A 12,198-nucleotide genomic window follows, 5' to 3' on the forward strand; every position below is an offset into this window, starting at 1 on the left:
GCAAAAACCCGCAGGGAGCCTGATATGAGCCTATTAGAAGAAAACCAAGCCACCGACCTCGAACAGATGGTCGGCCTCAGCCGCCGTCGCTTTATCGGCGCCGGTGCCCTGTGCGGTGCCGCGATGTTCCTCGGCGGTAACCTGCTGACCCGCAGCGCCCTCGCCGCCGGTGTCAGCGCCGCGTCCGGCAGTCCGTTGCTGGGCTTTACCAGCATCGCCGCGGCCACCAGCGACACCATCACCCTGCCGCCGGGTTATACCTCATCGGTGCTGATCAGTTGGGGCCAGCCCCTGCACAAGAACGCGCCGGCTTTCGATCCCAGCGGCAACGGTACGGCCAAGGCCCAGGAACAGCAGTTCGGCGATAACAACGATGGCATGAGCCTGTTCCCGTTCCCCGGCGACAACAACCGGGCGCTGATGGCGATCAACAACGAATACACCAACTACCGCTACCTGTTCGCCCACGGCGGCGCGCCGCAATCGGCCGAAGACGTGCGCAAGGCCCTGGCCAGTGAAGGTGTGTCGGTGATCGAAATCAAACGCCAGGGCGACAGTTGGCAGTTCGTCCAGGACTCGCGCTACAACCGGCGCATCCACGGCAACTCGCCGCTGCGCCTGAGTGGTCCGGCGGCCGGTCATGCCTGGCTGAAAACCCGTGCCGACAAGAGCGGCAAAAAAGTCCTGGGCACCTTCCAGAACTGCGCCAACGGCAAGACGCCGTGGGGCACTTACCTGACCTGCGAAGAAAACTTCACCGACTGCTTCGGCAGCAGCAACCCGCAGCAGACCTTCGACGCCGGGCAAAAACGTTACGGCGTGGCGGCGGCCAGCCGGGAGATCAACTGGCACCCCCACGACCCGCGCTTCGACATGGCCAAGAACCCGAATGAACTCAACCGCCATGGCTGGGTGGTGGAAATCGATCCGTTCGACCCGCAATCCACCCCGGTAAAACGCACCGCTCTGGGCCGCTTCAAACACGAAAACGCCGCCCTCGCCGAAACCCGCGACGGCCGTGCCGTGGTGTACATGGGCGACGATGAACGCGGTGAGTTCATCTACAAGTTCATCAGCCGCGACAAGATCAATCACAAGCACCCCAAGGCCAATAAAGACCTGCTGGACCACGGCACCTTGTACGTGGCGATCTTCGATGCGGGCGACGGCAATGCCGATCACCCCAAAGGCAAGGGCCAGTGGGTTGAGCTGACCTTCGGCAAAAACGGTATTGATGCCAACAGCGGTTTTGCCAGCCAGGCCGAAGTACTGATCCATGCTCGCCTGGCCGCCAGCGTGGTGAAGGCCACACGCATGGACCGTCCGGAATGGATCGTGGTCAGTCCCGCCGACGGCCAGGTCTATTGCACCCTGACCAACAACGCCAAGCGCGGCGAAGAAGGCCAACCGGTGGGCGGGCCGAACCCACGGGAGAAAAACGTCTACGGCCAGATCCTGCGCTGGAAGGCCAACGCCGATGACCATGGCGCCATGGACTTCTCCTGGGACCTGTTTGTGGTGGCCGGCAACCCGGGCGTGCACGCTGGGACGCCGAAGGCTGGCTCATCCAACATCAACCCGCAGAACATGTTCAACAGCCCCGATGGCCTGGGCTTCGACAAGGCCGGGCGGTTGTGGATCCTTACCGATGGCGACTACAGCAACAAGGGTGATTTTGCCGGCATGGGCAATAACCAGATGCTCTGCGCCGACCCGAACACGGGTGAGATTCGCCGGTTCATGGTGGGGCCGGTGTCGTGCGAGGTGACGGGGATCAGTTTCTCGCCTGACCAGAAAACCCTGTTCGTAGGGATTCAGCATCCGGGGGAAACCGGTGGTTCGACCTGGCCTGAGCATTTGCCCAATGGCAAGCCACGGTCGTCGGTGATGGTGATTCGACGGGAAGATGGCGGGATCGTCGGCGCCTGATACCCCCCTCATCGCGGGCAAGCCCGGCTCCCACAGTTGATCGAGTACCTCGGTGGGAGCCGGGCTTGCCCGCGATGGCGGACGAACAGTCACCACCTATCTACAGCCGTGTGCGTTACCATACCGGGCCGGACGCGGCGCCCTGCTGCGCGCAGGAGTTCGCATGGCTCACCCGTTTGAAACACTTACCCCAGACCTCGTGCTCGACGCTGTCGAGAGCATCGGTTTTCTCAGTGACGCCCGCGTGCTCGCGCTCAACAGCTACGAAAACCGTGTCTACCAGGTTGGCATCGAAGACTCCGAGCCGTTGATTGCCAAGTTCTACCGGCCCCAGCGCTGGACCAATGACGCAATCCTGGAAGAACACCGCTTCACCTTCGAACTGGCCGAATGCGACGTTCCGGTGGTAGCACCGATGATTCACAACGGTGAAAGCCTGTTCGAACACGCCGGTTTCCGCTTCACCCTGTTCCCCCGCCGTGGCGGCCGTGCCCCAGAGCCGGGCAATCTCGATCAACTGTATCGCCTTGGGCAACTGCTGGGCCGCTTGCACGCGGTCGGCTCCACACGGCCTTTCGAACACCGCGAAGCGCTGGGCGTGAAGAACTTCGGCCACGACTCTCTGAACACTTTGCTGGAAGGTAACTTCATCCCCAAGAGCCTGCTGCCGGCCTACGAGTCCGTGGCCCGCGACCTGCTCAAGCGCGTGGAAGAGGTCTACAAGACCACACCCCACAAGAACATCCGCATGCACGGCGACTGCCACCCCGGCAACATGATGTGCCGTGATGAGATGTTCCACATCGTCGACCTCGACGACTGCCGCATGGGCCCGGCGGTGCAGGACCTGTGGATGATGCTCGCCGGCGATCGTCAGGAATGCCTGGGGCAGTTGTCGGAGTTGATGGACGGTTATCAGGAATTCCACGACTTCGACCCGCGCGAACTGGCACTGATCGAACCCCTGCGCGCCTTGCGCCTGATGCATTACAGTGCCTGGCTGGCCCGGCGCTGGGATGACCCGGCGTTCCCCCACAGCTTCCCGTGGTTCGGCAGCGAGCGGTATTGGGGCGATCAGGTACTGGCGTTGCGCGAGCAGTTGTCGGCGCTGAATGAAGAACCACTGAAGCTTTTCTGATTGTGGCTCGCTCGTTCCTACGCTCCGCGTGGGAACAATCAACAAAAATGCGTGCCTCTTTCCTGACAAATATCCTTACAATCGCGGCTTTGTTAGCTGCCTAAGCAAGGATTTTGCATGCAAGCCGCCAACCCCCGCCGCGGGTACATATTGGGCCTGAGCGCCTACATCATCTGGGGCCTGTTCCCCATCTACTTCAAAGCCATTGCCAGCGTCCCCGCCGCAGAAATCATTGTCCATCGCGTGCTGTGGTCGGCGCTGTTCGGCGGTTTGCTGCTGATGGTCTGGAAACACCCGGGGTGGTTCCGTGAACTGCGGGACAACCCAAAGCGCCTGGCGATTCTGGCGCTGAGCGGTACCTTGATCGCGGCCAACTGGCTGACCTATGTGTGGGCGGTGAACGACGGGCGCATGCTCGAAGCGAGCCTGGGGTACTACATCAACCCGCTGGTCAATGTGCTGCTGGGCATGGTGATCCTGGGCGAGCGCCTGCGCCGTCTGCAATGGCTGGCCGTTGTGCTGGCCGCCTTGGGTGTCGCGCAACAGGTATGGCAGGTGGGCAGCCTGCCGTGGGTATCACTGGTGTTGGCGTTGACCTTTGGCTTCTACGGCTTGATCCGCAAGCAGGCACCGGTCAAGGCGTTGCCAGGGCTGGTGGTGGAAACCTGGATGCTGGTACCCATTGCCGTCGCCTGGTTATTGTTCAACCCGACAGCCCACAGTGCGCAAATGGAGTTCTGGGGCACGTCCGAAGCCTGGTGGCTGGTCGCCGCAGGCCCGGTGACGCTGATCCCGCTGGTGTGTTTCAACGCCGCCGCCCGGCATTTGCCCTACACCGCCCTGGGCTTCCTGCAATACGTGGCGCCGACTCTGGTGCTGTTGGAAGCGGTGCTGCTGTTCAATGAACACCTGGCGCCGAGTACGCTGATCGCCTTCCTGTTTATCTGGGCCGGCCTGGTGGTCTACAGCATCGACGCCTGGCTGACGATACGCAAACGCTGATCAAATAACGTACAAACACCTGCAAGCCATAGCCCGCGTGGCTTGCAGGCATCCACCCCAAGGTTATCCACAGGCTGGTCCCCGGCGTTTGTGCACAAGCCCTTGAAACTGCTCGTTTTTTACTCAACCGAAGCAAAGCCACGGCCGGCGTGGCCTGGCGCCAGGTCTCTACAGGTTATCCACAGGCCCATGCAAGATTTCCATGCATAACCTCTGTGGACCGTTACTCCTCGCTGCGCAGCTCCAACTCCACCATCAAGTCATCTGCCAGGGTTTCCAGGGACGCCTGCAAGGTTTCCAGCGGCAAGGTCAGCGGCACCGCCAGCAAGGCTTCTGCGTGGAACAACAGGTCGCTGCTCATCGGGGCCGGACGGACATCGGTAATCAAGCGTTCCAGGTTGACGCCCTGCTTGCTTAGCAGCGCCGTGATATCGCGGACAATCCCCGGACGATCATTGCCCACCAGCTCCATGGCAATGGGTTGCCACTCACTGCCCGCGGCGGCACTGCTTTCGCCCAGCAGGACGCGAATGCCATGGGTCGATAAATCCTCCAGCGCCGCGATCAGTTCCTTACGATTTTCAACGGGCACGCTCACGCGCAAGATCCCCGCAAACTGCCCCGCCATGTGGGCCATCCGACTTTCCAACCAGTTGCCACCAAAGGAGGCAATGCATTGAGCGATGCGTTCGACCACGCCCGGTTTGTCCGCAGCGATGACGGTGAGTACGAGATGGTCCATGGTGTCAGCCCTCTTTTTGTGGTTGATCAGCGAGTATAGGCCCCTGCCAACGGCTGACCTTTAAAACAAATCGTGTACCATTTTTATATTTATCTGGAACAATCCAATAGTTTTTTGAGAACATCCAATACCCCACTGTGACCGGACAGCCAAAGTGGGTCGCTAAACGACGTATTTAGTCTAATTTTCACAACCGCAACTCATCATGTAGTATGCCGCAGCGCGCACTACATAACGTTAGGTCGATGTCTGCCAAGACGCCGTAGTAACCTCAAACACCCCGTCAGCAAGGCCTGTGCCGTTGATCGGAACCACCCAGCCGCCATCTATGGCATGTACTGGTGCCCAGGGTTTGTGGTTTAAATGGTCAGAGGCTTCATTGGTAAATTGGGAAAGCTGAAAAGCGAATTAAGCTCCGCAGAGTGAGGCAAGCAATGACTGAACACGTTCAAGTCGGTGGCCTGCAGGTCGCCAAAGTCCTGTTCGACTTCGTGAACAACGAAGCCATTCCCGGTACCGGCCTCACCGCCGACCAGTTCTGGGCCGGTGCCGACAAGGTCATCCACGACCTGGCGCCGAAGAACAAAGCCCTACTCGCCAAACGCGACGATTTCCAGGCGCGGATCGACACCTGGCACCAGACCCACTCCGGCCAGGCGCATGATCCGGTGGCCTATAAGGCCTTCCTGCAAGACATTGGATACCTGCTGCCAGAAGCCGCCGATTTCCAGGCCACGACTCAAAACGTCGATGACGAAATTGCCCGCATGGCCGGCCCGCAGCTGGTCGTGCCGGTGATGAACGCGCGTTTCGCCCTCAACGCCTCCAATGCGCGCTGGGGCTCGCTGTATGACGCGCTGTACGGTACCGATGCCATCAGCGACGCCAATGGCGCCGAGAAAGGCCAGGGCTACAACAAGGTCCGTGGCGACAAGGTCATCGCCTTCGCCCGCGCTTTCCTCGATGAAGCTGCACCGCTGACGGCCGGCAGCCACGTTGACTCCACTGCCTATAAAATCGTCGACGGCAAACTGGTTGTCAGCCTCAAGGGGGGCAGCAACAGCGGCCTGCGCAACGATGCCCAGTTGATCGGCTTCCTGGGCGACGCCGCCAAGCCAACCGCCATTTTGCTGAAGAACCACGGCCTGCATTTCGAAATCCAGATCGACGCCAGCACCCCGGTCGGCCAGACCGACGCCGCCGGCGTCAAAGACATCCTGATGGAAGCCGCACTGACCACCATCATGGACTGCGAAGACTCCGTCGCCGCCGTCGATGCCGATGACAAAGTGGTGATCTACCGCAACTGGCTCGGCCTGATGAAAGGCAACCTGGCCGAAGACGTGGCCAAGGGTGGCAAGACCTTCACCCGGACCATGAACGCCGACCGCACCTACAGCGGTGTCGATGGCAAGGACGTCACCCTGCACGGCCGTTCGCTGTTGTTCGTGCGCAACGTTGGTCACCTGATGACCATCGACGCGATCCTCGACAAAGATGGTAACGAAGTGCCGGAAGGCATCCTCGACGGCCTGCTGACCAGCCTCGCAGCGATCCACAGCCTCAACGGCAACAACAGCCGCAAGAACAGCCGCACCGGTTCGGTCTATATCGTTAAACCGAAGATGCACGGCCCGGAAGAAGCCGCGTTCACCAACGAACTGTTCGGCCGTATTGAAGAAGTACTGAGCCTGCCGCGCAATACGCTCAAGGTCGGGATCATGGACGAAGAGCGCCGCACCACGGTCAACCTCAAGGCCTGCATCCAGGCGGCCAGCGAGCGCGTGGTGTTCATCAACACCGGCTTCCTCGACCGTACCGGCGATGAAATCCACACCTCCATGGAAGCAGGCGCGATGGTGCGCAAGGCGGCGATGAAGGCAGAAAAATGGATCGGCGCCTACGAGAACTGGAACGTTGATATCGGTTTGAGCACCGGCCTGCAAGGTCGCGCACAGATCGGTAAAGGCATGTGGGCCATGCCCGACCTGATGGCCGCGATGCTGGAGCAGAAGATTGCTCACCCGCTGGCTGGCGCCAACACCGCTTGGGTCCCATCGCCGACCGCTGCGGCGCTGCACGCGTTGCATTACCACAAGGTCGACGTGTTCGCCCGCCAGGCCGAGTTGGCCAAGCGCGAGCGCGCTTCGGTGGACGACATCCTGACCATTCCTCTGGCCAAAAACACCGATTGGTCCGACGAAGAAATCCGCAACGAACTGGACAACAACGCCCAGGGCATCCTCGGCTACGTGGTGCGCTGGATCGACCAGGGCGTGGGTTGTTCGAAAGTACCGGACATCAACGACGTCGGCCTGATGGAAGACCGTGCCACCCTGCGAATCTCCAGCCAGTTGATCGCCAACTGGTTGCGCCACGGCATCGTCAATGAAGCCCAGGTGCTGGAAAGCCTCAAGCGCATGGCGCCTGTGGTGGATCGGCAAAACGCCGGTGACGCCCTGTACCGTCCGCTGGCTCCGGATTTCGACAGCAACATCGCGTTTCAGGCGGCGGTGGAGTTAGTGATTGAAGGAACCAAGCAGCCGAATGGGTACACCGAGCCGGTGTTGCATCGTCGGCGTCGGGAGTTCAAGGCCAGGAATGGTCTGTGAGTAAACGCTGAAAAACAACAAAGCCCTGATCAAATGATCAGGGCTTTGTTATTGCGTAAGGGAATTAAAGAATTAAAGATTAATTGTATACGTCCCACTGAGCCGGGCAGTCGTCTCACCATCCAGCTCTAACAACCTTAGGTTCTGAAGCGTAGCTTTAAAGGTATTCCCTACAACAACTACTTTTAACGTTCCATCTGTTACACGATTGAAAGTGTGACCAGGAGGATCGCGATAAATCACATGCAGATCCTTGGCCGTCAACTCGTGTTCACCAGGCCCCAGGTCGCCACCATAATCGATGAAGATACTTTCATCGTGCGACTCCATCTCAACAAAAGCCCGGCTTGCAGAGAACCTCGTCGCAACAAAAGAATGTGTTCTTCCATTTACAAAAATGCTGATATCGGATGTCCCTGTGGCATGATACTTTTCAGCCTGCTCTTTGCCGATGATTGTTTTTCCAGTACTCATGATGAACTCCTGTTCGCTTCGTTTAGAGGCGCGGGTCCCAGACCAGCACTCTCGCAACGATTAAACAATCAATGATCGAAATCTGGATACTGTCAGAATTAACAGGTCGCTTGAGTTCCAGACCAGCGGTAGGATCGCCAACTGGTTGCGTCAAAGGCGCATGACGCCAGTGGTGGATCGGCAGAATGCCGGTGATGCGCTTTACCGTCCGCTGGCTCCGGATTTCGAAGCAACATCGCGTTTCAAGCGACGGTGGAGTTGGTGATTGAAGGGACCAAGCAACCGAATGGGTACACCGAGCCGGTGTTACATCGTCGGCGTCGGGAGTTCAAGGCCAGGAATGGTCTGTAAGTAAACGAAAAGAAAAAAGCCCTGGTCGTGAGATCAGAGCTTTTTGCGTACTGAGGAGGAACTCATTAAAAAATGAAAGTAGCCTTGCCGGTACCGTTAATCGTGATTTCCCGCCCTTCACTCTCAAACCTTATATTTATGAACGCAATCTTATTGATGTAAGTATTCGGAGGGCCCGCGTTTTCGGAATGGACAATAATCTGCCCGGACAGCGGCCTTATAAAGTAAACACCCTCTTCATCTCTATAGTCGATGTTATAGGGGGCGCCTGGAAGATCGAAAACATAGGGCTCAGCCCGCGGGAACAGTGTTTGTCCGTACTCAGCCGTCACCGACCCGGCGTCGGCGGTATATACCGCAAAATGTCTCAAACTAGCTGAAACATTAGTAGATTCTACAAAGTGAGCCTTCCCGTTCTTAAGAAACAGAATATGAGCGACTCCACTATCTGCTTGGTCAACCGTTTTTTCAGTGTCCATGATGAACTCCTGTAGGGGTTATAAGAGCCCTGCCTATAGGCCAGAACTCTCCGAACCAGTACACAAGTTTCACGCCTTTACGCCTACTGTCAGAATTGACAGTTCCGAAAAGAAAGCGACCAACGGTCCGCCTACGGCGCCATCCCCAACTCCCGCTTCACCATCTTCGCCAGCTTCACGCTATCAATCGGCTTGAGCAGAAAGTCCACCACGCTCAGGTGCATGGCGTCGATGACGTCGGGCGCCTCCGCATCCCCGGACATAATGATGATCGGCAACGCCGCACGGGTGGATTCGCGTACCTGGCGTATCAATTGCAGCCCGTTGCTGGGGGCCATGCGCAAGTCGGTGATCAGCAAACCGATGGAACTGGTGGACTTCAACAAATCCCACGCCGCCTCGCCACTGTCGGCAGTCATGCAACGAATTCCGTCCAAACCAAGAATCTCCGCCAATAGTTCGCGTGCGTCCTTATCGTCGTCCACGATCAAAACACGTTGTGGCGGTAAATCAGGCTCCTGCATGACGGCACTCAGGGCCTCACGTTCGGCATCACTCAAAATATCGTGGTCGGACATACGTTTCTCGGCAGTTCCAGTCAATCTCCCAGCACACTCGTCAGACATCACCAGAAGGGCGCTCAATGTGCACTTCGTCGGAAAGTTTGCCTAGTGGGCGTTCTACGGGGTTTGGACGATATTCATGTAAGGTTTTTCCCTAGTCGTGAATGGCGTAATCGCTACCTAGACTTACGTCCAATGGGCACCCGTCGCGCGGGAGTCGACCATGCAGGACGATAACGACAAAAACACTGCGGTCATGGTTATGAGTAAAGCTGATGCTTTCGCACAAGCGGGAAAAACCGCAGTGCTGCAGAACATCCACGGCACCCTGCAATTCCTGCAACGCTTCCCGCCGTTCAACCAAATGGAAAATGCCCACCTGGCGTTTCTGGTTGAACAGTGCCAATTGCGCTTCTACAGCCCCGGCGAGAGCATTCTCAAACCGTCGGGTGGGCCGGTGGAACACTTCTACATCGTCAAACAGGGGCGCGTGGTCGGCGAGCGAGCGGACTCAGCCGAGACCACCTTCGAAATCACCACCGGTGAATGTTTCCCACTGGCCGCGCTGCTAGGGGAGCGGGCGACCCGCACCGAGCACAAGGCCGCCGAAGACACTTTCTGTCTGCAATTGAACAAGCCGGCCTTTATCAAGCTGTTTGCGCTCTCCAGCCCGTTCCGTGACTTCGCCCTGCGCGGGGTCAGCAGCCTGTTGGATCAGGTCAACCAGCAAGTCCAGCAAAAGGCGGTGGAAACCCTTGGCACCCAGTATTCACTGAACTCCCGCCTGGGCGATCTGGCCATGCGGCACCCAGTGACCTGCAGCCCGCTGACACCTCTGCGCGAAGCCGTGACGCTGATGCATGAGCAGCAAGTGGGCAGCATCGTGGTGGTGGACGAACACAAGGCACCCTTGGGGATTTTCACTCTGCGGGACCTGCGTCAGGTAGTGGCCGACGGCACCCGTGATTTCAACCAGAGCATCGAGCACCATATGACCCTGGCGCCCTTCTCCCTGACGCCGGATCACAGCGCGTTCGATGCGGCGATTGCCATGACCGAGCGGCATATCGCCCACGTCTGCCTGGTCAAGGACCAGCGCCTGTGTGGCGTGGTCTCCGAGCGCGACCTGTTTTCCCTGCAACGGGTGGACCTGGTGCACCTGGCCCGGACCATTCGCAACGCCCCACGGGTGGAAAACCTGGTGGCAATCCGTGGCGAAATCGGCCAACTGGTGGAGCGCATGCTGGCCCACGGTGCATCGTCGACCCAGATCACCCACATCATCACCCTGCTCAACGATCACACGGTGTGCCGCGTCATCGAGCTGACCCTGGCGGACAAGGGCGACCCCGGCGTGCCGTTCAGTTGGCTGTGTTTCGGCAGCGAAGGCCGTCGCGAGCAGACGCTGTACACCGACCAGGACAACGGCATCCTGTTCGAGGCCAAAGATGCTGCCGAAGCCGCCGAGATTCGCGCCCACCTGTTGCCGTTGGCGCAGCACATCAACCAGAGCCTGGCGTTGTGCGGCTTTACCCTGTGCAAAGGCAACATCATGGCTGGCAACCCGGATCTGTGCCTGTCCCGCGCTGAATGGGCACGGCGGTTTGCCGGGTTTATTCGCGAGGCAACCCCGCAGAACTTGCTGGGCTCAAGCATCTACTTCGATTTGCGCGTGGTCTGGGGCGATGAGCAAGGATGCGAACAATTGCGCCACGGGATTCTCGACCAGGTGGCGGACAACCGTGTGTTCCAGCGCATGATGGCCGAGAACGCTTTGCGCCAGCGCCCGCCGGTAGGGCGCTTCCGCGATTTTGTGCTGGCACGCAAAGGCTCGGAAAAAGCCACCCTCGACCTCAAGGTCCAGGGCCTCACGCCCTTCGTTGACGGCGCCCGTCTGTTGGCGCTGGCCAACGGCATCAGCGCCAACAACACCCTGGAGCGCTTGCGCCAACTGGTGGCCAAGGAGGTCATCGAGCGACTGGACGGCGCGGCCTATGAAGAGGCCTATCACTTTATCCAGCAAACCCGCATGCAGCAGCACCAACTGCAAACCCGCGAGAATCAGCCCTACTCCAACCGCGTCGACCCCGACAGCCTCAATCACCTGGACCGGCGCATCCTGCGTGAATCCCTGCGTCAGGCTCAACGCCTGCAAAGCAGCCTGACCTTTCGGTATCAGCTGTGAGTCTGTTCAGTTGGCTGCGCAAGCCCAAGCCCGGCCTGGACTTGGCACAACAACAGCGTGTCGAGCAATTGCCCCCGCCACGGGAACTGGGCGAATGCTCGCTGCGGGACCAGCGTTGGGTGGTGGTTGACCTGGAAACCAGCGGCCTGAACCTTAACCGTGACCAGGTGCTGTCCATCGGCGCCGTGGTAATCGAGGACGGCGCCGTCGACTTCTCTCAACTGTTCGAGCGCACCCTGCATCGAGCCGAGACCAAGCTCAACCCCAGCGTGTTGATCCACGGCCTGGGGCCCAGCGCCATCGCCGCCGGTTGCGACCCTGCGCAAGCGCTGATGGATTTCATGGAGTTTGTCGGTGACAGCCCACTGCTGGCGTTTCATGCGCCATTCGATCAGCACATGCTGGGGCGGGCACTCAAGGACAGTCTGGGTTATCGCCTGTCCCACCCGTTTCTCGATGTGGCTGACATCGCTCCGCTGCTGTGCCCCGAGGCCACTATTCGTGAAGCTGGGCTGGATGACTGGATCGAGTATTTCAAGCTGCAAGTAGGAGAGCGTCATCACGCCAGTGCCGATGCGCTGGCGACGGCGGAGTTGATGTTGATTTTGTTCAGTCGGGCACGGCAGCAGCAATTGGACAGTCCGTTGGCGTTGCAGCAGCGGTTGAGCCAATGGAAGCGTCGCAAGCAAGCCCCCTCATTCTGACCTCCACTCCTCTGTAGCC

The 12,198-nt window shown here is 59.2% G+C and carries 10 protein-coding genes and 1 pseudogene; 7 read left to right on the forward strand and 4 right to left on the reverse strand.

Annotation, left to right across the window (positions count from 1 at the left end):
* The first annotated feature begins 24 nt into the window (after positions 1-24).
* The 3 genes from GNF76_RS18120 to rarD all read left to right on the forward strand — a co-directional run bounded on the left by GNF76_RS18120 (position 25) and on the right by rarD (position 4,069).
* Positions 25-1,929, forward strand: coding sequence for a PhoX family protein (locus GNF76_RS18120; RefSeq protein WP_155584496.1), 1,905 nt, complete (start codon positions 25-27; stop codon positions 1,927-1,929).
* 163 nt (positions 1,930-2,092) lie between these two features.
* A complete protein-coding gene (locus GNF76_RS18125) occupies positions 2,093-3,067 on the forward strand; it encodes a serine/threonine protein kinase (RefSeq protein ID WP_155584497.1) in 975 nt (324 codons plus the stop codon).
* 117 nt (positions 3,068-3,184) lie between these two features.
* The gene (rarD, locus tag GNF76_RS18130) at positions 3,185-4,069 is read left to right on the forward strand and encodes an EamA family transporter RarD (RefSeq protein WP_155584498.1); all 885 of its coding nucleotides are present in this window, start codon (positions 3,185-3,187) and stop codon (positions 4,067-4,069) included.
* A gap of 223 nt (positions 4,070-4,292) precedes the next feature.
* Here rarD and GNF76_RS18135 read toward each other — a convergent pair whose 3' ends face one another.
* Positions 4,293-4,811, reverse strand: coding sequence for a glycine cleavage system transcriptional repressor (locus tag GNF76_RS18135; RefSeq protein ID WP_155584499.1), 519 nt, complete (start codon positions 4,809-4,811; stop codon positions 4,293-4,295).
* A gap of 434 nt (positions 4,812-5,245) precedes the next feature.
* On the opposite strand from GNF76_RS18135, the gene GNF76_RS18140 reads away from it, so the two are divergent.
* Positions 5,246-7,423, forward strand: a complete 2,178-nt coding sequence (locus GNF76_RS18140) for a malate synthase G (protein ID WP_155584500.1) — start codon at positions 5,246-5,248, stop codon at positions 7,421-7,423.
* 72 nt (positions 7,424-7,495) lie between these two features.
* Here GNF76_RS18140 and GNF76_RS18145 read toward each other — a convergent pair whose 3' ends face one another.
* Entirely contained in the window at positions 7,496-7,897 is a 402-nt protein-coding gene (locus tag GNF76_RS18145) for a hypothetical protein (protein WP_155584501.1), read from the reverse strand.
* A gap of 121 nt (positions 7,898-8,018) precedes the next feature.
* Between GNF76_RS18145 and GNF76_RS18150 the strand changes: the two are divergent.
* Positions 8,019-8,248 (forward strand): annotated as a pseudogene (locus tag GNF76_RS18150) (malate synthase G); the annotation flags it as partial.
* Positions 8,249-8,313: 65 nt separating this feature from the next.
* Here GNF76_RS18150 and GNF76_RS18155 read toward each other — a convergent pair.
* Complete coding sequence (locus GNF76_RS18155) at positions 8,314-8,727, reverse strand: hypothetical protein (protein ID WP_155584502.1); 414 nt, start codon at positions 8,725-8,727, stop codon at positions 8,314-8,316.
* A 131-nt stretch (positions 8,728-8,858) separates the two neighbouring features.
* A complete protein-coding gene (locus GNF76_RS18160; protein WP_155584503.1) occupies positions 8,859-9,305 on the reverse strand; it encodes a response regulator in 447 nt (148 codons plus the stop codon).
* Between the two features lie 247 nt (positions 9,306-9,552).
* Here GNF76_RS18160 and GNF76_RS18165 point away from each other — a divergent pair, with 247 nt between their 5' ends.
* Together GNF76_RS18165 and GNF76_RS18170 are read left to right on the forward strand one after the other, a co-directional pair.
* The gene (locus GNF76_RS18165) at positions 9,553-11,475 is read left to right on the forward strand and encodes a putative nucleotidyltransferase substrate binding domain-containing protein (RefSeq protein WP_321210588.1); all 1,923 of its coding nucleotides are present in this window, start codon (positions 9,553-9,555) and stop codon (positions 11,473-11,475) included.
* On the forward strand, positions 11,472-12,179 hold the full coding sequence (locus tag GNF76_RS18170; protein ID WP_178123398.1) for an exonuclease domain-containing protein: 708 nt from the start codon (positions 11,472-11,474) through the stop codon (positions 12,177-12,179). The genes GNF76_RS18165 and GNF76_RS18170 overlap by 4 nt, the downstream gene beginning before the upstream one ends.
* Positions 12,180-12,198: the final 19 nt, after the last annotated feature.

This window comes from Pseudomonas spelaei, from assembly GCF_009724245.1.
Lineage (GTDB): Bacteria > Pseudomonadota > Gammaproteobacteria > Pseudomonadales > Pseudomonadaceae > Aquipseudomonas > Aquipseudomonas spelaei.